General features: G+C 41.3%; 18 protein-coding genes and 1 tRNA gene. 4 read left to right on the top strand and 15 right to left on the bottom strand.

The genetic code is table 11. The features are described 5' to 3' along the window. Positions 1–13: 13 nt before the first annotated feature. Positions 14–3,265 (bottom strand): hypothetical protein, encoded by a 3,252-nt coding sequence (locus tag G586_RS0101495; RefSeq protein ID WP_026526270.1) that lies wholly within the window; start codon positions 3,263–3,265, stop codon positions 14–16. Between the two features lie 235 nt (positions 3,266–3,500). On the opposite strand from G586_RS0101495, the gene rsmA reads away from it, so the two are divergent. Then, a complete protein-coding gene (gene rsmA / locus G586_RS0101490) occupies positions 3,501–4,367 on the top strand; it encodes a 16S rRNA (adenine(1518)-N(6)/adenine(1519)-N(6))-dimethyltransferase RsmA (RefSeq protein ID WP_026526269.1) in 867 nt (288 codons plus the stop codon). A gap of 51 nt (positions 4,368–4,418) precedes the next feature. Beyond that, the gene (locus tag G586_RS0101485) at positions 4,419–5,183 is read left to right on the top strand and encodes a TatD family hydrolase (RefSeq protein WP_026526268.1); all 765 of its coding nucleotides are present in this window, start codon (positions 4,419–4,421) and stop codon (positions 5,181–5,183) included. A 24-nt stretch (positions 5,184–5,207) separates the two neighbouring features. On the opposite strand, the gene nrdG is transcribed toward G586_RS0101485, so the two are convergent. The 3 genes from nrdG to murI form a co-directional block, all read right to left on the bottom strand. Next, on the bottom strand, positions 5,208–5,744 hold the full coding sequence (gene nrdG, locus G586_RS0101480; RefSeq protein WP_026526267.1) for an anaerobic ribonucleoside-triphosphate reductase activating protein: 537 nt from the start codon (positions 5,742–5,744) through the stop codon (positions 5,208–5,210). Between the two features lie 112 nt (positions 5,745–5,856). After that, positions 5,857–8,073 carry an anaerobic ribonucleoside-triphosphate reductase gene (gene nrdD / locus G586_RS0101475; RefSeq protein WP_026526266.1) on the bottom strand — a complete coding sequence of 739 codons (2,217 nt, stop codon included), beginning with the start codon at positions 8,071–8,073 and terminating at the stop codon, positions 5,857–5,859. A 141-nt stretch (positions 8,074–8,214) separates the two neighbouring features. Then, complete coding sequence (gene murI / locus G586_RS0101470) at positions 8,215–9,045, bottom strand: glutamate racemase (protein WP_026526265.1); 831 nt, start codon at positions 9,043–9,045, stop codon at positions 8,215–8,217. A gap of 31 nt (positions 9,046–9,076) precedes the next feature. Here murI and G586_RS0101465 point away from each other — a divergent pair, with 31 nt between their 5' ends. Then, positions 9,077–9,529 (top strand): hypothetical protein, encoded by a 453-nt coding sequence (locus G586_RS0101465; RefSeq protein ID WP_155834000.1) that lies wholly within the window; start codon positions 9,077–9,079, stop codon positions 9,527–9,529. Here the strand turns inward: G586_RS0101465 and G586_RS0101460 are convergent. From G586_RS0101460 to trmB, 3 genes are all read right to left on the bottom strand, one after another. Continuing rightward, on the bottom strand, positions 9,520–10,353 hold the full coding sequence (locus tag G586_RS0101460; protein WP_026526263.1) for an SH3 domain-containing protein: 834 nt from the start codon (positions 10,351–10,353) through the stop codon (positions 9,520–9,522). The two genes, G586_RS0101465 and G586_RS0101460, sit on opposite strands and share 10 nt — an antisense overlap. A 122-nt stretch (positions 10,354–10,475) precedes the next feature. Beyond that, positions 10,476–10,799, bottom strand: a complete 324-nt coding sequence (gene trxA, locus G586_RS0101455; RefSeq protein WP_022763000.1) for a thioredoxin — start codon at positions 10,797–10,799, stop codon at positions 10,476–10,478. 55 nt (positions 10,800–10,854) lie between these two features. Beyond that, positions 10,855–11,493, bottom strand: coding sequence for a tRNA (guanosine(46)-N7)-methyltransferase TrmB (gene trmB, locus G586_RS0101450; RefSeq protein ID WP_026526262.1), 639 nt, complete (start codon positions 11,491–11,493; stop codon positions 10,855–10,857). A gap of 136 nt (positions 11,494–11,629) precedes the next feature. On the opposite strand from trmB, the gene G586_RS21315 reads away from it, so the two are divergent. Further along, complete coding sequence (locus G586_RS21315) at positions 11,630–13,051, top strand: D-alanyl-D-alanine carboxypeptidase family protein (RefSeq protein ID WP_051204368.1); 1,422 nt, start codon at positions 11,630–11,632, stop codon at positions 13,049–13,051. Between the two features lie 34 nt (positions 13,052–13,085). Here the strand turns inward: G586_RS21315 and G586_RS0101440 are convergent, their stop codons facing one another. The 8 genes from G586_RS0101440 to G586_RS0101405 form a co-directional block, all read right to left on the bottom strand. Then, positions 13,086–14,039 (bottom strand): 3'-5' exonuclease, encoded by a 954-nt coding sequence (locus G586_RS0101440; RefSeq protein ID WP_026526261.1) that lies wholly within the window; start codon positions 14,037–14,039, stop codon positions 13,086–13,088. 6 nt (positions 14,040–14,045) lie between these two features. Continuing rightward, positions 14,046–16,580, bottom strand: a complete 2,535-nt coding sequence (locus G586_RS0101435) for a clostripain-related cysteine peptidase (protein WP_026526260.1) — start codon at positions 16,578–16,580, stop codon at positions 14,046–14,048. Positions 16,581–16,605: 25 nt separating this feature from the next. Then, positions 16,606–17,703: an NHL repeat-containing protein gene (locus G586_RS0101430; protein ID WP_026526259.1), complete on the bottom strand. Its 1,098-nt coding sequence runs from the start codon at positions 17,701–17,703 to the stop codon at positions 16,606–16,608. A 60-nt stretch (positions 17,704–17,763) separates the two neighbouring features. Further along, positions 17,764–19,191 (bottom strand): CapA family protein, encoded by a 1,428-nt coding sequence (locus G586_RS24450; protein WP_051204366.1) that lies wholly within the window; start codon positions 19,189–19,191, stop codon positions 17,764–17,766. Beyond that, positions 19,188–21,527: a DUF3160 domain-containing protein gene (locus G586_RS21305; protein WP_051204364.1), complete on the bottom strand. Its 2,340-nt coding sequence runs from the start codon at positions 21,525–21,527 to the stop codon at positions 19,188–19,190. The genes G586_RS24450 and G586_RS21305 overlap by 4 nt, the downstream gene beginning before the upstream one ends. Positions 21,528–21,670: 143 nt before the next feature. After that, entirely contained in the window at positions 21,671–22,720 is a 1,050-nt protein-coding gene (locus G586_RS24445) for a helix-turn-helix domain-containing protein (protein WP_051204362.1), read from the bottom strand. Positions 22,721–22,980: 260 nt separating this feature from the next. Continuing rightward, positions 22,981–23,054 (bottom strand) — tRNA-Arg (locus G586_RS0101410). Positions 23,055–23,104: 50 nt separating this feature from the next. Beyond that, positions 23,105–23,908, bottom strand: a complete 804-nt coding sequence (locus G586_RS0101405; protein WP_026526258.1) for an FRG domain-containing protein — start codon at positions 23,906–23,908, stop codon at positions 23,105–23,107. Positions 23,909–23,927 lie beyond the last annotated feature (19 nt).

Genomic DNA, 23,927 nt, shown 5'->3' with positions numbered 1-23,927 from the left:
CATAATCTAATATTCAGTGAAGAAAATCCTTTTCTCTCAGAATGATCATATCTTCACTGTCAAAACGTTTTCTGAACATAACATCAAAATAATGTCCGATGGAACGCTTATCAGCATAGTAAATCGCATCATCAACCATTTCCTTAACCTCAGATACTGTGACCTCATGGTCAAGTGTCTGGCGCTCGGAAATCTTCTGATGAAGAGCAAGTATTCCAAGATTATCTATTACATGCTCCTTATCAAGGGCATACTGTTCAGCGTATGCCACAAGAGAATCATCATCGAGTGCCTCTATGTCCACGCGCACATTGAAGCATTTCTTAAGGTCCGGATACTTATCAAGCAATCTGTCTATGTCATCCTTCGTATCCTCGATGACCACAATATATCCCTTGTTCTCACTCTGAAGCTGCTTAAGAAGTGTTACAACTGTATCCTCCTTAAGGTCTGCCGCTCTTCTTATGATGAGTGCACCATTTACAATCTTATCAAGAATTGAGCTTACTGAGCTCTTATTGAGCTTAATTGCTGTGATCATAGCAACTTTTCCGGAGAAATTAGAATCTGTTGCCTGAACTGCCTTTATAAGGCCCTTCGCAAGATCCAGTGTTCCGGCACCGGCTTCACCGGTTACGATTGCGTTGTTTGTGTATGCTGCCATGCTTAGATTGTCGATCGCGCGAACAATCTGTCTTCTTGACTTCTTGTAATGAATATAAGGGCCAAAGAGATTCTTCTCTTCAGGAGTCATTACTCTGACCCTCTCCTCTATGCCTCTATCTTCCTTCTCATCATCCTCATCGGAATCGGAGTCTTCTTCCGACTCTTCTGTCTTTTTCGATTCCTCCTTTTCGGAGATTTTCTCTTCCTTTGAAGCTTCTGCTTTTTCCTGAGGTCTTTCTGCTTCTGTAGCCTCAGCTTCTGCAGTCTCTGATTCCGTTATCTCTTCTACTGCCTTATTAATCTCAGCAGCTTCTATTCTGGTAGTCTCGCCAAGGTCGATTTCTGCTGCCTCTTTTTCCTCGTCTTCAACCTCTTCCTCGACAGATTCGTCAGGCTCAGGCAAAGCGTTTTCCTCTTCTAAGTCTTCACCTGTTATCTGAACCATGGACTGAGTATTCTGAAGATCATCAACAGGAGTGATATCTACTGAGATTTCTTCCTCTTCTACAATCTCTCCCGGTTCTTCCTGAGCTATTTCTTCACTTACAGGCTCTTCAGGCACGGATACAGGTTCTTCAGAAAAGGCTTCCTCAGAAACAAAATCTTCCAAAGGTGTTTCAGTAATCAGTTCCTCTTCTGAAACAGCTTCAGATAAAGGCTCTTCCTCTAAAACAGGCTCCGGCACTAATTCTTCCATCTCGGCCTTAGGCTTTGATACAGGAATTATTTCTTCCTCTCCGCCAGGCACTAACATACCTGATATAGCGGGCTCTTCCACAGGCTCCTGCTGCCTGAGAAGCGGATTTATAAGGTTCTGGTCAAAGTCCTTGAAAAGCTCTCCTGTCTCCGAAGCTGCAAGCTTCTTAACATTCTGATACTGCTTCTTTTGCTGCTCTTTTTTATAATTCTCCCAGTCGCTCATAAACTCATTAATGCTTATCTGACCGGTAATCTGTTTCTCTACCTGCTTAGCATCATCAATCGCCATGCTTATCTGTCCGTCATACTCCTGAGACAGCATGTTGTCGAATTGATTATTTATCTGATATCTGACATTTGGTCTTATAACCGCGCCGGGAACCTCGTCCTGAAGAGGCTCGTCCATGAAAACGACACCCTTATACATGGTTTGTTCATTCATGGTTGCCTTAGCTATATTAGAGGCAATCTCCTTATCCTTAAGTTCCTCCGCAATAGGCTCATTGCTCTTAACAGGAATCGGTGATGTCGGCACCTTCTGACGTACCAGTTCAATTGCGTCAGTATTCCATATCTTTGTATCAGTATCAAGCTCCTTTTCATCCTGAATAGGCGCTGTTTGTATCTCTTCTGCTAAAGGTGTATCCTGAACTTCCTCTATAGCGTGCTCTGTCTGCTGAGGAATATACTGAGCATTCTGAATATCTTCTGCTTTATCCTCATAGAAAAGTTCTGACATTGAAGGCTTCTCAATGTCTCCTGTTGTTTCAAAAAGATCGCCTGTATCAAGGCTGTCTGTCTCATCACCCTCTCTTATTACCTGAGGACCATGAGCATCTGCAAAAAGTGCAGCCTCAGGACTCTGTGTGAGAACTTCCTTGAGATTCTCCGCGATTTCCTTTTGAAGATCTACTGTATTATAGGTATCAACATTAACAGTGGGAACTGAGAATGGCTCATTTACCGCATTTCCAAACTGTTCAGGTTCTTCCGGAGCCGGCATCTGTTCAGGCTCTGTGGCAGGCTGCTCATAGTATACTTCCTCATCCTGAATAAGAGACTCTTCAGACTGCTGAGCATAATACTGCTGCTGGTAAAGCTGTTGCTGATAGAGCTGCTCTTGTGTATACTGCTCCTCTACAGGAACCTCCTGTGTATTCTGATGAAGAAGTTCCTCTGTAATTTCCGGAAGCTCTCTTGTAGGTGCCTTTTTGTCATCTACTGCTTCTTCATCTTTTCCGGGAACTGCTTCCTTAAGTTCGAAGCCACCTAAATTTCCGCTTGTCTCTGCTTTATATTTTGCGTAAACTGCCTTCTGTTCCGGAGACAAAGGCTCATGAAGCGCTTTTAATTCAAGCGCCTTAATGACATAGCGTCCCTCTCTCATGTAGAGGAAAAGTTCATTACATTCCTCTATACACTCTGTAGTGAGACCAACTCTATGATATAGATATGCAAGCTCATAAGCCCACTTTTCGTTATAATCATGCTTTTTATATTCTTCGAGCACAGCAATACGCTCTTCAAGACTTACTTCCTGCGCCTCGTAGAGCTTGTATTGAAGAATGTATCTGGCTGTATTTCTGGGAGCTAGTCTTACAAACTCCTTATAATATTCAACTGCCTGAACAAATTCGCCCATGACAATTGCCAGCTCGCACAGTGAATAGACTATCTCTCTTCTTGTTGGACTTCTGTCATACGCAAGAAGCAGGATATCTCTACTCTCCTCCAGCCTTCTGTTTACTTTATACAGGTCGCTTATTGCACAAAGCATACCGACACTCTTAACCCTTTTCCAGTCAATTGTGTCGGCAATCCTTACTGCTTCAGTAAAACGCTGTGCTCTGATCAGCGATCTAATCTCATCTGCTCGAATTTTATATTCTGTTTTATCCAAAATATTGTCCTCTAAAACCTTTTCATACTACATCTAGTAGAATTTTAGCATAGAGGCCTTTTTATGTCAAAAAAGAGAGGCTAAAAATCCGCATATTTGTGCGGTTTTTCTCGAATTCATTTTCGAAATATGGCAAAATAGTATTTGTAATGATAGAATTGCAACTAAGCGCTTTTTTAACAGGTGGTTCTTCCTGTTTTATAAGCATAATTAGTTATTAAAATCGGAGAAAAATATGTCAACACTTGGATGTGCGTCCGGAACAAGGGCGGTTATTGAAAAATATGACCTTAGCATACAAAAAAAATTCGGTCAGAATTTCCTTATAGACGATTCTGTTTTGAGCGGAACCGTGGAAGCTGCCGGAATCAGCAAGGATGATACTGTCCTGGAGATTGGTCCCGGAATCGGAACCATGACACAGTACATAGCTGAAAGTGCGGGAAAAGTAATCGCTGTTGAGATCGACAGAATGCTTATACCCATTTTAGCTGACACATTATCAACCTATGATAACGTCAAGGTAATAAATGATGACATACTTAAGGTTGATATAGAGAAAATTGTTCAGGAAGAGAACGGCGGCAAACCAATTAAGGTTGTAGCTAATCTTCCTTATTACATAACAACGCCAATATTGATGCGCCTTCTTGAAAGCGAGCTGCCGATTGAAAGCATTACAGTCATGGTTCAAAAAGAAGTTGCTGACAGAATGGCGGAAAAGCCCGGTTCCAAGGACTACGGTGCGCTGTCCCTTGCAGTTCAGTATTATACAGAGCCAACCATGGTTCAGGTTGTGCCACCAAGCTGCTTTATACCTCAGCCCGGTGTCGACTCCGCAGTAATTCACTTAAAATGTCACAAGGAGCCGCCGGTTCAGGTTACAGATTCCAAATTTTTGTTTTCTGTTATAAGAGCTGCCTTTGCCCAGAGAAGAAAGACCCTGTCAAATGGTGTTTCCAATGGAAATCTTGGTCTTTCAAGAGATCAGGTTGTAGAGGCACTTACGCAGATGGGACTTAATCCATCCGTGCGCGGTGAAAAGCTTAGTCTTGAGGAATTTGCGGAGCTTTCAAATATACTTTATGCGAAGCTTCACTGAAGCTGCCTGGCATTTAGTGCCACTATTAAAATACTTTAGGAGTACCAATTAATGATTTTTGAAACACATGCCCATTATGATGATGAGGCGTTTGACGCAGACAGAGATGCCTTGCTATTGTCTATGACAGAGCATGGTATAGGAACTATTGTAAATGCCACAGCAAGTAAGAAGACTGTAGAACAGTCTATAGAACTTTCAAAAAAATACCCTTTCATTTACACAACCATAGGTGTTCATCCAAGCGACTGTGCTGAAATGGACGAAGACGAATTAAAATGGCTAGGCGATATGTGCTCCTATGAGAAGGCTGTTGCTGTAGGAGAAATCGGCCTTGACTATCACTATGACGAGCCCTCTAAAGAAATCCAGAAAAAATGGTTTGAGGCTCAGCTTGATCTTGCGAGAAGAGTAAAGTTTCCTGTCATTATACATTCAAGAGATGCAGCAAAGGATACACTGGATATCATGAAAAGCATGAAAGCCGAGGAGCTTGGAGGTGATATTCACTGCTTTTCTTATTCAGTAGAAATTGCAAGAGAATACCTTAATATGGGATTTTTTATCGGAGTAGGCGGAGTCATCACCTTTAAGAATGGTAAGAAGCTTCGTGAGGTTGTGGAGTATGCTCCTATTGAGCAGATTGTGATAGAGACTGATTCTCCCTATCTTGCTCCCGAGCCTTTTAGAGGAAAGAGAAATTCCTCTCTTAATCTTCCGCTTGTTACCGAGAAAATTGCAGAGATAAAAGGTCTGTCGCCTGAAAAGGTAATTGAGATAACCGAAGAAAATGCAAGGAGACTCTATAATTTATAGAGTCTCCCTTTTTTCTGTTTCCTTTTATTCATTGTAATTGTATTCGGAAAGAACAATGCTTTTTTCTTCTAGTGTTTTCTTTACATCAATCACCCTTTGATTTGATGAACCTCTGAATCTTAGTGAGATATTCTTTAAATCAAGTTTGAATTCTCCATCAACAAGCACGTCGATACTTCTTAATATCTCCATGGTATCTTCGCAGTGGCATCTCTTGTTGTCTTCATCTGTCAGCTCTTCCCAAGTATATCCGCTGTAAATCCAGATGTTTTTACCAGGAACCTCTGCTTTCACCCTCTCAATGAAGGGTCTTATCACTTTCTGATTAACTACCTCCATGGGCTCGCCGCCAAGGATCGTAAGTCCTGCGATATATGCCGGACGAAGGGATTCGATTATCTCATCCTCCACCTCTTTTGTAAAAGGCTTACCAAAATTGAAATCCCAGGTCTCTTCATTGAAGCATCCCTTACAATGATGAGTGCAGCCACTAACAAATAAAGATGTCCGGCAACCCACGCCATTTGCTATATCTGTATACTTAATCTCACCATAATTCATAATTTGTCCTCATCTCTATTGACGAAAAGGAGCTATCAAATTCGATAGCCCCCTTCTCTGTATATATGTACTTTTTCCCTCCATGATTCCAAGCGTCCTGGAATCATAAGCATCAAAGATGCAATACTCTCTCTTTTATCTCTTGTGTACGACCCTGATTCCAATACTGAGTTCCGATGTAGCCACAGGTACGTCTTGCAACATTCATCTTGTCCTGATCTGTGTTGCCACAGTTAGGGCATTTCCAGATAAGCTTTCCATCAGTGTCAGTCTCTATCTGAATCTCACCATTGTAGCCACAGCACTGACAGTAGTCACTCTTTGTGTTGAGCTCAGCGTACATAATATTCTCGTAAATATACTGCATTACTGCAAGTACAGCCTCGAGATTGTTGTTCATGTTAGGAACCTCAACATAGCTGATAGCACCACCAGGTGAAAGTGCCTGGAACTCAGACTCAAACTTGAGCTTGGTGAAGGCATCGATTTTCTCTGTTACATGAACATGATAGCTGTTTGTAATATAGTTCTTATCAGTTACGCCATCAATAATACCAAAACGCTTCTGAAGTGCTCTGGCAAATTTATATGTTGTAGACTCAAGTGGAGTTCCATATAAGCTGAAGGAGATGTTTGTCTCTTTTCTCCACTTAGCACACTTATCATTCATGAACTGCATAACTCTGAGTGCAAAGTCTTTTCCTGCGGGATCTGTATGTGTTACTCCCTTCATAAACTTTGTACATTCACAAAGTCCTGCATATCCAAGTGAAATTGTTGAGTAATTGCCATATAAGAGCTTGTCTATAGTCTCGCCCTTCTTAAGTCTTGCAAGAGCACCGTTCTGCCAAAGGATAGGAGCTACATCAGAAGGAGTTCCAAGCAAACGATTGTGTCTGCACATTAATGCCTTCTTACAGAGCTCAGTACGCTCCTCCATTATCTCCCAGAACTTCTCTTCATTTCCGCCTGAAGAACAAGCTGCATCTACCAGATTTATAGTTACAACACCCTGGTTGAAACGTCCATAATACTTGTGCTCGCCCTCTGTATAATTCTGAGCGTGTGAGATATTTGTCTTATTACAAAGACCCTCTGCAAGATCCTCACTATCAACAGTAAGGAAGCTTCTGCAGCCCATGCAGGGATAAACGTCACCGTTCTTATATTCCTTCATTTTCTTAGCTGAAATATAGTCCGGAACCATTCTCTTTGCTGTGCACTTTGCAGCAAGCTGTGTGAGGTACCAATAAGGTGTTCCCTCATGAATATTGTCTTCATCAAGAACATAAATAAGCTTAGGGAATGCAGGTGTAATATAAACGCCCTTCTCATTTTTAACACCAACTATACGCTGCTTGAGCATCTCCTCGATAACAAGCGCAAGGTCCTTTCTAAGCTGACCCTCCGGAACCTCATCAAGATACATGAATACGGTAATAAAAGGAGCCTGTCCATTGGTCGTCATTAATGTGATAACCTGATACTGGATAACCTGCACACCGCGCTCTATCTCCTTGCGCACACGCATCTCGGCGATATTATTAATCTGCTCATCTGTTGCATCCATTCCTGCATCGATGAATTCCTGGCGAACCTCTCTCTTGAACTTCTGTCTGCTGACATCAACAAAGGGAACCAAGTGTGAAAGTGTAATACTCTGTCCTCCGTACTGTGAGCTTGCAATCTGAGCGATAGCCTGAGTTGCTATATTACATGCTGTAGAGAAACTCTTAGGACGCTCTATCATAGTCTCAGAGATAACTGTTCCATTCTGGAGCATGTCCTCAAGGTTTACAAGGCAGCAGTTGTGCATATGCTGTGCAAAATAATCTGAATCGTGGAAATGAATGATTCCATCCTTATGAGCCTTAACAACATCATCAGGGAGAAGGAATCTGCGAGTGATATCGCGACTTACCTCGCCTGCCATGTAGTCTCTCTGAACACTGTTAACAGTAGGATTCTTGTTAGAGTTCTCCTGCTTAACTTCTTCATTATTGCACTCAATAAGAGACATGATCTGCTCATCAGTCGTATTTGACTTACGAACAAGGGCATGACGATAGCGGTATGTGATATATTTGCGGGCAACCTCGAATTTCCCGGACTCCATGAGGCCATCCTCAACCATGTCCTGGATTTCTTCCACATTTGCAGCTCTTGTAAGCCTCCCACATTTAGCCTCTACCTGAGCCTCAATGTCTCTAATCTGATCTTCAGACAAGCTCTGATCGGGTGTTACTTCCTTATTTGCCTTCTCTATGGCAGCCAAAATCTTGGCGCCATCAAAAGTAACCTCTTTGCCGCTTCTCTTAATAATCTTCACTGGTTAACCCCCTAAATAATACATTAAAGTGTAAATTTTTATATTTTTAGATAAAGAGTAGCCACCCGAAATCTACATCTTGTGGCTACAATTAAACTATAATACATTATATAGTATAAATCAAGTAACAATTTACCGATATCAAAACTTTCTTACAAATTCAAGCCTGCTCAGCATTCTGAGGTATTTAGACAATCTATTGATATCCGTAATTTCGTCTCCTGACTCATAGTATGTGGTATTGAACCCAACCACTATATCTTGTGGTTGATTAAAAATAATCTCTTTATCATCATCATTTTTAATATCAAGTCCCATAACATCGCCAAGATGATGAATTGTTCCGTAATTGCCGTCGATCAGATGTGTCTTTTCCCCAAGGATTTCCTTATACAGCGGTTTAAAATAATTGAAGTGTGTACATCCAAGAACAAGTGCACTGTACTTCTCATCGGACGCACCAAGAGATGAAAACTGCTTTCTAATATAATCTCTTACATTTTCACTATCGAATTCTTCTCTTTCAGCGAACTTAACCAGTTCTGGCATCTCCAAAAGATCAGCCTTGTGCTGCTGATCAACTCTAAGAAGAAGGTTTTCCAGCTTTTTTTCTCTTATGGTAACCGGTGTCGCCATGACAAGGATTCTTCTGTCATCATCAGCAGTCTCCTCAATAGCAGGTTTAACCGCAGGCTCCATTCCGAGTATAGGAAGGTCATATTTTTCTCTGACCATGGCTGCTGCCACACTTGTTGCCGTATTGCAGGCTATCACGATGGCATCAACTTTTTTCTCAATAAGAAATCTTACTATCTCATCAACATAGCCTCTGATTTCTTCTTCGGACTTTGTCCCATATGGTACATGCCTTGTGTCAGCATAAAAGATGTATTCCTGGTCCGGAAGCCTGTGATACGCTTCGTTTAAAACGGAAAGGCCACCTATCCCGGAATCAAAAATTCCTATTCGCATATCATTCCTCATTGTTGTATCATTATTAATTATGAATGAATCATTTACTATTGAACTTCAAAAATTATATGATGACTCGCATGTAAGTCCATTTATTCAGGAAATATGCGAGTACTACGCATCCAAGTCAGATTACGACGATGGAGAGGGCATGGATGATATCGAGCCCTCCGAAATAGTTGAGCCGATATACACTCTCTTTCTATTACAAAGAAGAGAAACTCTGCTGGATGAATTATCTTTTGTCCGTAAAAAATATCCCCACCTGTTCACTTGTGTTGAACAGCTTTATGAGGATATTCTGATTCACATGGACATACGCCCGCTTGAGGCAGAAAATGCTAAGCGTCTGTCAAAGGCTCTTGATGAAAAAGTATCTGCAGACCAGATCACTGAAAAGATCGAGGATCTTTGTAGCAGAACTGAAGACCTCTGCGAGGCTCTCGATCCCTTCTATGAGTGGATTCACAGATTTCATTCCTGAACTGTTACATATTTCATGACGCAGTATAAAACCTGATCTTCATATTTAATCTGGGCCCATTTTCCATCATCACTTGCTGCCACTCTATCAAGAGTGGTGCCCTTTGGAACCTGAGTCGCTATGAGGGCATCATCATCTGTATTCGGTGCTTTTCTAAGATTGAGATCAACTGTCGTAATTACTTTGTCACTTGTTTCTGTGTATCCATCCGGAAGGGCAACTTTTACTACAATTTGTGTATCTTCATCATTAATATATTCAGGTGTCAGATATCTGTCATATATCTTTGCTTTAAATATCATTCCGATAAGAACCAGAATGACCAATCCTGTAATTATCGAAGATATCCTTACTATCAGCATGGGATCGATGCCGCCCTCATTATCATCTTCATCGATATCTTCATAGTATTCTTCTTTGGCCCTTTTTCTGATGGCTCTCTTATTTTCTTTTGAAGGCTTATCTTCCTTCTTTTTTTCCTTTTTAGACACAGGGCGCTCTTTCACAGGGCTTTTTGATTCAGATTTTCTTGGCTCGGATTTTCTCTGCTCTGATCTTCCAGACTCACGCTCTCTTCTCTCTACCGGTTGCTGCACAGCTTGTTCGCTATCCTCGTCATCAAAGAAAAACTCAGGTGAATCCTTAGAGATGCTCTCTCTTTCTTTATCCATGGCTGCATGCTGGGTTCTATAATACTCCTCCCTCTCGTCAGCCGATAAAAAGTCCAGAGGGTCCTGAATCTCAATGTCTATCTCCTCTGTAAACTGCTCTTCATTTTTTATCTTTTTTCTATAATCATTAAAATTTCTGATATTGTCCGCCATGACTTCTCCCCGGGAAATCCCTTGGTCAACATCTCCCCCTGTTTTTCCTCGAAAAATAATTCGGGTAGACATTGCCTACCCGAATCTATAATAGCACATATTTGTTCTAATCTAAAATTAACTTATGACACTACCTTATCGATCATGCTCTGAAGCTTAGCCTTGCTCTGAGCACCAACTGCCTGGTCAACAAGCTCGCCGTCTTTGATAAACGCGAACATAGGGATAGACATAACGCCATACTTCTGAGCAATCTCAGGCTGCTCATCCACGTTTATCTTTCCAACCTTGAGTTCCCCATCGTATTCCTTGGCAAACTCATCGATCATGGGCGCCATCATTTTGCAGGGTCCGCACCAGTCAGCCATAAAGTCGATAAGAACCGGAAGCTTACTGTTGAGAACTTCTTCCTCAAAGTTGTCTGTTGTAAATGTGTACTCAGCCATCGTCCACCTCTTTCCGCGATTTTAGGTATCGCATTGTAAAATTTTTGTAACTATCCTAGCGCTTAATAATATATTTGAAGATAGGATTCCCTTTTGCGGAAAACTTCTCCTCATATTCCGTCATGATGTTACCTTCATTCATAACTGCATCATTATGAAGATCATATGTCACAGCCTCTGCGTGCCAGCCTGCTGTGTTCAGTTCCATTAATGAAAAGTCGAAAAGGTCTCTGTTATCCGTCTTGAATTCCAGTTGTCCATCCTCTTTAAGGATCTGATCATAACGTCTAAGGAAAGTACTGGAGGTCAGTCTCCTCTGAGCGTGTCTCTCTTTAGGCCATGGATCCGAAAAATTGAGATATATTCTGTCTACCTCATCCTTCTCAAATACCTCGGTTATGATCTCCGCTTCCATTCTGATGAATCTTACGTTGGTAAGCTCGCGTTCTGTCTGCTTCTGAACTGCTCTTAAAAGAACACTGGAATACTTCTCGATTCCGACATAGTTTATATCAGGATTGGCCTCCGCCAAATCCATAATGAAGCGTCCCTTTCCTGTTCCGACCTCAATCCTCACAGGATTATCGTTTCCGAACACTTCTTTCCATTTTCCCTTGTGCTCCTCCGGATTATCAATCGTGAAGGGGCTCTCTGCGATCCTCTCTCTGGATCCTGCTACATTTCTAAGCCGCATAAATTAAATATTACCTTTCAATATAATAATTATAATACCAAATGCCACATATTGAAAAGTTTTTGCAGCTTCATCTTTGGTTTTATGCACTTTTAGTGTATCATAAATTAGCAAGCTGTCGCTACAAGGAGTTTACATGAATCATAAAGGCTTTATTAGAAAATTGAATATTTTGACCTCTCTGGTTCTGATTTCGGTAATTTTATCACTTACCGGTTTTCACAGCTCTGCAGAGACTGACCTCGAGGCGGCTCAGGCAGCCAGGAAGGAGCTTCCTATACAAAGTAATGATACTCCGAATTGGCCAGCCGGTCCTGAGATAGGTGCAGAGGCAGCAATACTTATGGATGCTAACACCAAGACTATCTTGTATTCAAAGAACATCCACGAGGAACTCTATCCTGCAAGTACTACCAAAATCATGACATGCCTTCTGGCAGTTGAGAATGCCGGACTTGGTGACAGGGTTGATTTTTCTTACGACGCCATCCATTCTGTTCCGGCGGACGGCTCCAAGATTGGTATGGATGCAGGAGAATACCTCTCTCTTGAGGAATGCCTCTATGGAATCATGGTAGGTAGTGCCAATGAGGTCGCCAATGCTGTTGCTGAACATGTCAGCGGCTCGATTGATGGTTTTATTGATTTAATGAATGAAAGGGCCAAGTCACTTGGCTGTACCAATACACATTTTTCAAACACTAATGGACTGCAGGCTTCAGACCATTACACAAGTGCTTATGATCTTGCACTTATATCCTGTGAGTTTTTCTCAAATGAATTACTTTGCAGAGTCGGCAATACTCCGAGATATCACTTTGAGCCAAGTGCAGGACAGCCGGATGACTTTTATCTGAATAATAAGCACAAGCTGATATCCGGCGAAATGTCCTACCCCGGAATTATCGGAGGTAAAACAGGATACACGGATCTTGCCAGAGAGACACTGGTTACCTGCGCTGAGCGCGGCGGAATGAAGCTTGTATGCGTAGTTTTCATGGAAGAGTCACCCTACCAGTTTACTGACACCATTACGCTTTTTGATTACGGCTTCAATAATTTCAAGTCAGTTAATGTAAAAAGTGAAGAAACAGGCTATATTCCACAGGACAATGCCTTCTTTTCTTCTGAAAATGATATTTTCAAATCCCAGTCTGCAGTTTTGGAATTCAGTAAATCCGATTATGTTATTCTTCCGGTTAATTCATCTCTTTCGGATGCGGATTCAACTGTTTCCTATGACAGTGGCGGTTTGTCCAATATGCTCGCTACTATAAACTACACCTTTAATGGTGTACCGATAGGTTCAGGACACATAATTGTGTCACAGGGAATTACTTCCTCAAAAGCCGATGATTCCGGTCAGGATATCAAAACCATTTATCTAAATATGAAGCAGATAATTACTTATTTTGCTGCCGGAGGCTTCATACTTATCGCACTCATCTATATATCGGCTCTTATCGGAACATATAGTTTCGGTGGCAGCAGAGAGGACAGAAAAAGACTAAACCGGAGAAAGCGTGAAGCAAGAAAACGCAGTGGCCCAAGATTTTAAAAAGACCTTCCTGAACAAACAGGAAGGTCCTTTTTTATGAGTTTTTCTTATGATCCGATAATCTGTTAAAGCTCTTTTTCTCTGACTTAGCCTTCATCTCCAGCATCTCTTTGTCAGTGATAAATTTCATTGTTTTAACCGCATAATACTTTTGACTTTCGGCCTTCTTGACTCTGACCTTGGCTCTCATGAAGCCATGCTCTTTGCAGAGTGAAACGCTGTAAAAATGTTTTCCGTTATTTGAAAACCACTTTACTTTACGTTTAATAGGCTTATTACATATATAGCACTTAGTTCCCATTACCTCAGGGTCCGATAAGAGTTCCTCTTTTGATTTAAACTCTCTGGAAATGTATTTTGCGTAATGGTCAAAGATTATATGAACCTCCTGGTCCTTAGTCTTTGGCGTCACATAATTATCAAATGAGTAATTATAAAATACCTTGCGACTAAGCTCACAGAATATCCTTGCTGTGTAGTCCGCATCCGACAATGCTCGGTGGAAAGCGGAATCCTTTTCCATTCCAAGGCTGTCTGTCGCATGTTCCAGAGATCGTCTCATCTTTCCGTCTTCGTACTGGATACTGAACAGCTTTTGTACATCATAAAACGGAAGTGGTCTGTCAGAAAGAAGCGGAAGATCATAAAAATCCATGTTGCGCTGCAATTCCGTAAGATCAAGCGGCCCCCATGTGCAGAATGTGGGCTCTTTGCCGCACCATTCAAGAAAATCTGTGATCACCGTTACAAAATCATCGCCCTTTTGCAGATCTTCCATAGAAATATGGATCAGATCCTCAGTGATCTTGTGCATCTTCTTATAGACCTGAGGTCTTATGAGCCGACTGAACTCACCTGTCCTTTTCATATTTTCATCAATGCGGACAGCACCGATCTCAATAATTTCAAAGGGCAGCGATTTTCCGTTTTTCTCTTTTACTGTTTTCCCCTGGTTCCATTCCAGGTCAAATACAATGTAATTTCCCATTAAGGCTTAATACTCCTTAGCCGTAGTCCACTTAACCTCTCCATACAGGTCAGTGAATCTGAATGTAACAAGAACTTTACCATCACCAACTGATGTATTTGCAATATGAAGATCCTTCATATCACCATCAACTGTAAGAGTCTCTCCCAGAAGATACCTTTGCTGGAAGTTTTCATCATAGTCATAGAAATCGCATACAAAGTCTATTCTGTCTCCCGGCTGAATCTCAGTAAGATTTTTTGCCACAGTCTCTGTCTCGCCATCAACATAGTCATAGGTTACACCTGCAACATATCCATCTTCGTTTTCAGAATCAAAAACCAGGATCAGGTTCGCATCCACATCATTGAGTTTGCAAGGAACTCTTCCTGTGATTGAATAATTGTCCGAAGTTCCCTGTAAATCTATTCTGTAATAAGCAACTGTCTGTCCGTTAATGGATAACCATGTTCTGTCTGAAGGAGCAACCGGATTGCCATCACTGTCAATATCATATGCGTTATCCCATCCAAGGTCAACGTAACCTGTTCCGTCATCGTAAAACATCTGATAATCAAGATTCTGTACGAGATCCCACTGCTCAGATGTCATCTGAATGACATCCTGTCCCTCACTGTTTTTTGTCCAAATGGCATTTTCCATAGAAAGCTGATTTTCAGCTACGTACTCAGCCATTGTCTCAGCATCAAGTCCTCTTCCGAAAAATGCCGAATTAGAAGCATCAAGTCCTGACACACCTGTTACTCCGCTGCTCATCATTGTTCCAAAAAGCTGGAGAAGTACATCCGCACTTGATACAGACTGTCCTGAACCCTGAAGCTCTCCAAAAAGGCTTCCCGCAGGAGACATTGTTCCGCCGGATGCTACCTGACCTGCAACCTCCATAGAAGCAAACTTCTGGATACAGTCTGCATAGCTGTCTTCCATTCCAATAGCTTCATAGGTGCTCACCATATTATCAACCTTCGAGGTCTTCTGGTAAGGGAAGTATATTGAAAGACCATAAGCATTTGTCATGCTCTGGCTTGTTCTGTTGTACTTTACGCATCCCTTAAGGGCATTCGCAAGCTGCTTTGCTTCACCGGTTCCCATATTGGATGCCAGATGAAAGGCATCAACCTGATCAATTTTGGAGGACGCTGCAAATTCTCTTGCTCCTGATCTTGCATTAGAAACCTCTTTAAATTCCTTCTTGGAAATCTTATCTGAGGTTTCTATTGCGAAGTCTGTAAGTTCCTGAGGAACTGTGTAATCAAGTTCTGCCAGATTAATAAGTGACAAAGTTGTCTTCTGTCCACGGCAGGTCTGCGCACAGACATCTGTATATGTATCTATAATGAGCTTTGCCAGATCTATTGTCTCCATTGAAGGATTCTTGGAGTACTCATTAAGCCAGTCTGTGTAATACCAGCCAACTCCGGGCTCTGTTTCCTCGGAGGCTATCATATAATCCGCATATCTGGATGCAACAATCGCAGTTTCAACTGTTGCCATAAGGCAGGCATCAAATCCGATAAAATCATAGTTTATTCCACTATCTCTAAGAGCATTGTTAATCTCAGAAATATCCATGGAACCTTCTCTTGCAAACTTTTCATCATATCCATAGCCGCTTACAGATCCGCCGCCATGATCCCAGAAGATAAGGTCATATCTGTCTGCTTTATAATTAGAGCTTGCCCATTTGATGAACCCTGAAAGGTTATCGGGGTCTGTCATGGGAACCTCACCAAGCCCGTCCTTTAGGAGAACAAGTCCGCCCTTCTTTACCTGATAGATCTGATTTGTTCTGCTGGAAATGACGTTATTCTGCCATCCTTTGCAGCCACCTGTATAAACAATGATGTTTATGTTATCGCTGATATTGGCAGCCATCATTTCCTGAAGGTCCTTGGTTGCCATTGCGCTTCTGGACTCAAGGTCCGTTCCGCACATGTATATCATAATTGTAGTGGTATCTGTTCCATCACCTTTAATAACTGTTCTGGGTGCTCTGCTTCCCTCAGCGACACTCCTGTCAAGTTTTCCGGTATTTGGTGTCTCGATCCACTCGCTTCCTACCTGATCATAGTAACCGGTTCCCCCTCCGAGAAGAGCTCCCAGAAGAGACCCCATCTGAGAAGTTCCGGCGCTGCCTGTTCCTGCAGATGATTCAGTAGTCGTATTCGAATCGGATGTATTTTGATTTGTAGTGCTCTGATTTTCTACAGTACCTGTAGTAGTCTGGGTTGTATTGCTGCCTGTTGTCTGAGTCGTTGTATAAGAAGTATCATCGCCGTCGGAGAAGCCTCCCATAAGGCTTCCGATTCCTCCACCTCCTCCGAGAAGAAGTATCAGCAAAACTACTATTATTGAAAGAGGGCTTCTACTTCCTCCACTTCTGTTAGGACCACCACCTCCGGTAGTTCCCGAGCCTCCTCCTTTTCCCGAATAACCATCAGATGAACCCACAGGGCCGCCGCCAATTCCGTCTCCACGTTTATTTACTCCTATCCCCCCATCTTCAATATTCTTCTTTCTTCTGATTGGCTGATCTGACATAACTTTTTCCTCACCTTCCTCTGTATTAATCTATAACAAAGATTTTACCGCCAAAATTATCGGCGACATACAGTTTTCCCCCTTGAATACATATTCCAACCGGAGATACCAGTTCGGCATCCGGAATTTGATCGTCTTTTACTTCAATAGTTGTGACCTGTCCATCCTTTACTCTTCTGACAGCCCCATTCACAGTGTCCGCCACGTAAACTGTGCCCTCGCTATCAACCGTTACCCCTTTTGGAGATGAAAATGACGACATCAAGGCTTCTCCATCTTCAAGACCTTCATTTCCGCTTCCTGCTACAATCTCTATATCCCCGAAGGATTTTTTTGTAGAAACATCAGATGCATTTATTCTGATTATCCGGTTATTACCAGTCTCTGCAATGTAAAGATATCCGAATCTATAGAAAAGTCCCATGGGACTATTTATTTCATCTATAAAAGTAGATGCTTCTCCAGTTGGTAAAACTACCATAACCGCATTTGCATGCGTATCGGAAACAAAAATATTTCCGCTTTCATCAGTAGCTATACCGGTGGGAAAATCATAGCTTCCGGGATCTCCATCTGAGTTTTTCATGGTATCAACCACATCTTCACTGATAATTCTGACAACACCATTGTCTGTATCAGTTACTGCTATCCCGCTGCCATAAGGCGCAATTCCCCATGGAAGTTTAAATTGCGCTTCCAGGGCGCCTGCGTCATTATATCCGCCCTGAGGTTTGTTATAAGCATCCTTGTCACTGTCGGCCCCGGCATAAATCTCTGCCCCGCTATCAGTCACTCTCCACACGCACTTTGAAAAGCTGTCAGCTACATAGAGCACATCATCAAGAATGCAAAGTCCCATAGGTTCAATCGTATCCGGAAGGGAAGAAAGGTTAAAGCTTACATATGCTTCAGATACAGAGTTTGTGATTTCATCTTCAAAACCTGCAGCTACATCTTCAGCATATTCTTCTTCTCCTGCCTCAGTTGCTTCGTCTTCATTTGATTTATTTTGAAATTTTCCTCGAATAAGACCACAGGCCACCATGGAACCTGTAAAAAGTGTCACCAAAAGAACAAGAATGACAACTACCCACTTAACGCCCTTTTTCTTCTTTTTGTTCATAAAACTCCCCCAGATAAAGAAAACATCAGCTATATTGAGTATATCACAAATGCTGCGCTATTATTGTTTATGAACGACTGAATCTATCTCTTTGAGCTCATACTCCTTAATTTTTACTCCATCAAAAGTATGCTCTACTATGAAGTATGCTTCTCCGCCTATCATCGTTGCCTCATCCTGTTTCTGATCGGCCCTGAAATTGCCGAGAGAGTAATAAACCAGCGTCTCTCCGCCATCTTCCCTCTCCAAAGTCTGCATATATTGAAGTACATGGGGATGGGTTCCGATAATTACATCAACCCCTGCGTCACACAGAAGGTACGCAAATTCTCTCTGGGCATCGCTTATACTTTTTGTGTACTCATCTCCCCAGTGAGCATAAACCACAATAAAATCTGCTTCCTGTTTCGCTTTCTCTATATCACTTGTGCATTTTTTCTTTTCTTCCTCTGTCCTTGGAATGTAGTGAACAGCATTAGGGTATTTGTCTGATGCATCCATCCCGTTAGTTCCGTAGGTATAGCTGAAAATTGCAAACTTTATGCCGTTTCTTGTGATAATCTCATAGGGTCTGTACTTTGTATCTTCACTATTTTGAATTCCTACGCAGAGTATGTCATTTTTCTTATAAAAAGAGGTCGTTACATTTATCCCATATATACCTTTATCTAATGCATGATTATTTCCGCAGACAGCAATATCGAAGCCTGCCTTTTTTATGGCATCTCCCACTGCAATCGGAGAACCGAACTGCGGATACCCTGAGACCGCAGCCATTTTATCAACAAGCACTGTCTCTGCCTGAATTGAAGCTATATCAGCATTTTCAATTTCATCTGCAAAGGGTTCATAGAGAAAGTCAAAGTTCCCATCTTTATAGTTATAAGCATATTCATATATCGTCTTGTGTATTATGTTGTCACCAAAGGCTGCGAATTTTACCTCATTATCGATATTTCTAAGTCCAAAGGAACTCCACACCCACAGAGTATTTTCATCCTTTCTGTCCTCTGTGAGAATTATGGTGTTATCCCTGTCAACCAGTTTCATTCTTGTGACAAGGCGCCCAATATCAGAGGCAAACCACTTGGATGTTACCTCTTTGTTCTCAGAAATATTGTAAATAAAGATATGCTGCGAATAACTTATTTCATCCCCATTAATCCAGAAAGGTCTTTCATTACCGAATCTTCCTCTTTTCCACAAAAGAAGAATCAGTTCCTCATCACCATTTCTGTCTATGTCGGTTATAAATGCATCCTGAACCTTTAGCTCTTTCCCGCTACTCCAAAAATTCTTTCCGCTCTCGTCATAGAGCTTTACTCTCCTTTTTTCAAGAAGACACTCTATCCCAGACTCGGAGGTGAAATTCTTTTCCTGCCATGATATCCAGGAAGGAAGCAAAAGCGAAGCATAAATGCAGCAAATGGCTGCCGCTATTACAAGCAGCAGCCATGCATATTTTTTTGTAATCAAAATTTTCTTCATTCTTTTATGCGATAACTCATTGTCCATTCAGGTTGTTCGGGCTTATTCTCATTTTCAATCCAGTTCCAGTCTTCGTCCAGATGTCCTCCGGAGAGCATATCTCTCCATTCACCATCTGTCAGCCTTTCACTCATTGGCTGCTCAAACTGATAGAAGCTGTAAGCGCCGCCCTTTCCAACATGCAGCTTTCCATCAATCGGAAATACTACATAAATCTCATCTACTCTTCCGGTTCCTACTTCAAGAACAGAGCCATTAGGATCTGTAGCGATGTCAGCAATAACAGGACATGGTGCCTGATAGCTGTAGCCAAGATTTTCTACTTCATCTTTATTGACCTCGAGCCAGAAATGTTCAAGATTTCCTCCGTAGCATCTGATAAATTCATATTCATCATCACTAAGGCTCTCATTTTTTAATTCTTTTTCTGATATAGCAAGGAGTCTTTGTGCTATCTCGGAAAGAAGTTCAAGATCCTTTGAAGCTTCGGAATTAAGCATTCCTAAATTATCAAGTCCTTCCTTCGTCTTATTTGCAAGGAATATAAATCTGCTGTAAACGACAGGCTCCGGGTCAACATATCCTCTGTCATCCGGAATATCTTCATCTTCTCCATCACCCATCTCAGCCATCAGCTGCTTAGCGTAGAGAATGGTGTCATGCTTAAGCTCAGCATAGGAACCCGCAAAAGTTTCAAGGTCCTTCTTTTCCCACTCATCGGAAAGCATATATGAAGGATATCCCTCGCCCTTCTTCTCAAAGAGAGGTCTTAGGGTGTTAAGCCATCCTGAGTACAGGCTTGCATTCCAGATTTCATCATTGTCTTTACTGAAAAATCCCTTTATAACTGTCAGATTATCTTCGTAGTTTTCATAATCCGTTGCTCCACCATCTTTCAAAATGGAGTATGCTTCTTCGGAACCAAGAGCCGCAGCGGTATCGAGAGTATCCGGAAGATATCTTCTTTCTCCGTTACTGTTTTCTCCAACAGCTCTGTATACAAGTCTCTGCATTATAGAAGCATCGATTGTAAATCTCTGTCCCATGAATCTGAAGGACGCTATGACGTTCTCTTCATCTTCACCGACTGGAACAGAATTGATCTGAGGAGGATCCAGTTTCTTTACTGCCAGCGCTACCTTTTCAAAAGAATCGCTGTCAGTTGGAAGCTCAGTTACTTCCGGCATTTTTCCATAGTTTTCATTAACCAGAGTTTTGAACACATTGTAGCCGGGATCATCTGATGCTCCTGCAAAGAAGCTTGTTATACTATAGATACTTTCCCAGTTTTCAGGGTCTTCATCAATAGCCATCGTCATAAGGATCGCACTTTTCACCATTTCTTCTTTTTCAAGATCGAATGGCATGCGTCCATACCACATCATTGCGCGGAAGTATTTTTCAAGAGTTTCATCACCCTCGTAGTAACCTCTTACCTTGTACTGCGTATAGTCCTCATTAAATCCCGAAATCTCGCTGGGTACTAATTCGGATGCATCCATAACTTTCTCATATTCAGTCTGAACCACATCCGCAAAGCGCTCATCATCAATGGAAACCTTTGCTTTTCCATCCTGAAGGAGTGATCCAACATAGAAGAATTCGAGATTTGTCAGCGCAGCATTTTCCCAATCCGTTCCCTTCAATGCCTCGTATTGCTTCGAAGCAGCATCAACCATTGATTCACTTAAATCGAGGAGCTTTTCTGAAATGTACTTCCTCTCTATATTTTTCATGAGATATGCAAAATACAGATGATACGTATGCATAAGTGAATCTACTGTCACAAAGCTGGGAAAATACGAATATCTGTTGCCTTCATAAACATCAAAGAATTCGTCATGCCCAGCTTCCTTGACTGCAAATGAATTCTCTATAAGCTTGTTTTTAAATTCCGTAACATTGTTATATTCACTTTCATACTCTGTATTAAAAAGACTCTCAAATCTCTTATCATATTCGACATTTGAAAAATCTTTCTCTACTGAATATGCAGGAATCGATGGAACAAGATTTTCATCATAATAGATTTCTTCCTTGTCACCAAGAAGAGAAAGACTAATTGCTTTGTATTCAGAATTGCCTGCAGCTTCGCCATCATCACTGCTTGCTGCTTCATCTGTCTGCTTAGCTTCTTCCTTATTTGCTGATTCCTCAGTTTGTTCCGTCTCATCTTTTGTTTCTTCGACAGACTGCTCTGCATTAGCCTCTTCTTTTGTTTCATTTTCTGAAGAGGTTTGCTGATTTTCACTAGTGTTCCCCTGTGTAGTACTTGCGGTACAACCCGAAATAGTCATGGATAATACCAGCAACATTGATACTATCTTTTTTTTCATAATCTTATCCTCATTCAAAAACAAAATTGCGTTTTAGTTGCAACTATAAAAAGTATATCACAAATTGAAGAAATAGAAAAAACAGTATAAAGCTCGGAAAAATATTTTTCGCCGAGCTTTATATTTGTAATTTCTATTTGGAATCAATCTTTGTTTCTGAGCTTATGGAAGGAGATATTTCCATCTATCCTGTCCATTGCATTTTTCTTTTGTTCATCAGTAGCTGTCGCTGCCTTAATTTCTTTTGAAAACTCTCTATAAACCTCTTCTGCCTTATCCACTTCTCCTGCTCTATAAAGTGCTACCATTTTGTGGAAAGCAACTTCACTTCTAAAATCGAGGTAATCTCCCATATCAATAGCTTCTTCTCTTGCCCCGTAAGCTTTTATGACATTATCGCACCAGTCAGAGATTCTTAAGGCTTCATCCTTTTCATCCCACCAGCTGTAATTAAGAGATATGGTATAAAGAATTCCGCTAAGTGAATTAAACAGTAGCTTTTCATTAACTTTGATAACTTCCTTCATCTTTTCAAAACCGCCCTCAAAGAAAGCCAGCTCCATATCAATTTTCTCTTTTATTCTGCTGGAACTAAGACTTGGAAGTACATTAAGGTGATCTCTTGCGTTGTCAAAATCCTTTGTGTGAATGTAAATCCAGGTGAGAGCATAATGTGTTTTTTCTTTAAGATTTTTGTCTCCGCAATGACCTATAAGATAAGCTCCTTTTCTTATTGCATCCTTGAAAATCTTATCAATGCGCTCATCTTCTCCCTCATAATAGTTATGAAGTGTTGGATCTGCATACATGCTTAAGCCAGCTGTCTCCTGAACATAATCCTTTATCACTACAAAATTCCCGGGATTAAGGTTCGTTTCAGTTGAAAGATATTCACATATCTTAAGCTTGCTGCCTGCCCTGTCCTCATTATCCTTCATTGCAGCAACTGCCTCTTCAATCCTTGTAGTCTGCGCTTCATTTTCAGACATATTGTCATAACCAAGAAGCGCATCTGTTGTTACACCAAGAACCCGCGCAAGTGGAATCAGCATCGATACATCCGGGCATCCCATTTCCGATTCCCACTTACTTACAGCCTGCGGTGTGATATTGAGAAGAACCGCCAGTTCTTCCTGCGTGAATCCTTTATTTTTACGATAAATCTTTATATTCTTTCCAAGCGTAGTGCTCATGATCAGCCTCCCCACTATGTTATTTTATCAGTTCCCATATTATTCCGATCGGTTAATATCTTTGTAGGCTAATCATACCTTTCAATTGACGGTATTACAAACAACGTTCGGTTGAAATGTGCTCAACTACGGTTTATATGAAATTGCATAAAAAAAAGCCTTAAATTAGGCTTCTTAAAATTAAAAACGTTCCCGATGTGATTCGAACACACGACCTTATGCGTTTTGGTCGGCAGCTTTAGACTGCCGGCCAGGTTTAACGTTCCCGATGTGATTCGAACACACGACCTTCCGCTTAGGAGGCGGACGCTCTATCCAGCTGAGCTACGAGAACAGCTATGCATTTTTCGCACCTAAATATAGTATCATAGCGCTGCAGTAAGTTCAAGACTTCACGAAATAGTGCCTTCCAAGCCACCGTGATATTCCGTCCAGTCCCGGATAAACTATTCTTTCGGATATGTTCTGATGATCAAGCAAATCCCTGATCTGCCAGCGCAGATTTTTATCAATAATATACTTAAATGTCTTATTTGTGTTTTTATTTAAAAAGCCTTCTATGTCATCCATTCCACTCGGTATAACAGAGAAAAATGAATACTGATTTACAATTCGAATGTCCACAGATGGAGGCTCGATCATAACCATGGAACTATTACCCATGTCCTCATCATACTGTTCAAGACTTGAGCAAACTTCCTGCATCATATCAACTGAAAACACTGTATTATTTACACGCTTCGATTCCTGTTTGTATTTTTCAGGTAATAGATCATGAAGCTCATGGATATCTACTCTCCACACTACGCTGTCATGAGTTCTCATCTGATCCATATCAGCTTCCGTTGTTGAAAAGTGTAATCCGATAAGCGGTGAAAAGGACCAGTCGAGGAGTCTTGTCGGAAGTCCGTGATGTTGACCGAATATCATTTGTCTCCAGACTGATCTTTCGATTGAAGGTTCATCGATTGCAGCATATTTTGTAAAATTTCGAAGAATGCAGGGTTCAAGTTCTTTTCTCTTATCCTTACAATTTCGCATAAGACTTGTGACAAGGGCAAAATCCACATTGGGTTGTCCTCTATACACAAATAGATTTCTGTGTCTGTCGATATCATCTCTGAATTCCTGCTCAGAGATCATCTCAAAAAGGGAATTCATGTCATTGATTTTTACTGTATTGATCATGGCTCACCTCTCATAAGAG

It is taken from the genome of Butyrivibrio sp. VCD2006, from assembly GCF_000423925.1.
GTDB lineage: Bacteria > Bacillota > Clostridia > Lachnospirales > Lachnospiraceae > Butyrivibrio.
Note: the sequence above shows the minus strand (reverse complement) of the source record. Positions and strands in the feature narration are given on the sequence as shown.

Bases quoted from the DNA above. Each gene is read 5' to 3' on its own strand.
- nrdG (WP_026526267.1), bottom strand. From the start codon at position 5,744: ATGAATTATGGTGAGATTAAGTATACAGATATAGCAAATGGCGTGGGT.
- G586_RS0101440 (WP_026526261.1), bottom strand. From the start codon at position 14,039: ATGGGAAATTACATTGTATTTGACCTGGAATGGAACCAGGGGAAAACA.
- murI (WP_026526265.1), bottom strand. From the start codon at position 9,045: ATGCGAATAGGAATTTTTGATTCCGGGATAGGTGGCCTTTCCGTTTTA.
- trmB (WP_026526262.1), bottom strand. From the start codon at position 11,493: ATGCGGCTTAGAAATGTAGCAGGATCCAGAGAGAGGATCGCAGAGAGC.
- G586_RS0101485 (WP_026526268.1), top strand. From the start codon at position 4,419: ATGATTTTTGAAACACATGCCCATTATGATGATGAGGCGTTTGACGCA.
- G586_RS21315 (WP_051204368.1), top strand. From the start codon at position 11,630: ATGAATCATAAAGGCTTTATTAGAAAATTGAATATTTTGACCTCTCTG.
- rsmA (WP_026526269.1), top strand. From the start codon at position 3,501: ATGTCAACACTTGGATGTGCGTCCGGAACAAGGGCGGTTATTGAAAAA.
- G586_RS24445 (WP_051204362.1), bottom strand. From the start codon at position 22,720: ATGAGCACTACGCTTGGAAAGAATATAAAGATTTATCGTAAAAATAAA.
- trxA (WP_022763000.1), bottom strand. From the start codon at position 10,799: ATGGCTGAGTACACATTTACAACAGACAACTTTGAGGAAGAAGTTCTC.
- G586_RS24450 (WP_051204366.1), bottom strand. From the start codon at position 19,191: ATGAAGAAAATTTTGATTACAAAAAAATATGCATGGCTGCTGCTTGTA.
- G586_RS0101435 (WP_026526260.1), bottom strand. From the start codon at position 16,580: ATGTCAGATCAGCCAATCAGAAGAAAGAAGAATATTGAAGATGGGGGG.
- G586_RS21305 (WP_051204364.1), bottom strand. From the start codon at position 21,527: ATGAAAAAAAAGATAGTATCAATGTTGCTGGTATTATCCATGACTATT.
- G586_RS0101460 (WP_026526263.1), bottom strand. From the start codon at position 10,353: ATGGCGGACAATATCAGAAATTTTAATGATTATAGAAAAAAGATAAAA.
- G586_RS0101465 (WP_155834000.1), top strand. From the start codon at position 9,077: ATGAATGAATCATTTACTATTGAACTTCAAAAATTATATGATGACTCG.
- G586_RS0101430 (WP_026526259.1), bottom strand. From the start codon at position 17,703: ATGAACAAAAAGAAGAAAAAGGGCGTTAAGTGGGTAGTTGTCATTCTT.
- G586_RS0101405 (WP_026526258.1), bottom strand. From the start codon at position 23,908: ATGATCAATACAGTAAAAATCAATGACATGAATTCCCTTTTTGAGATG.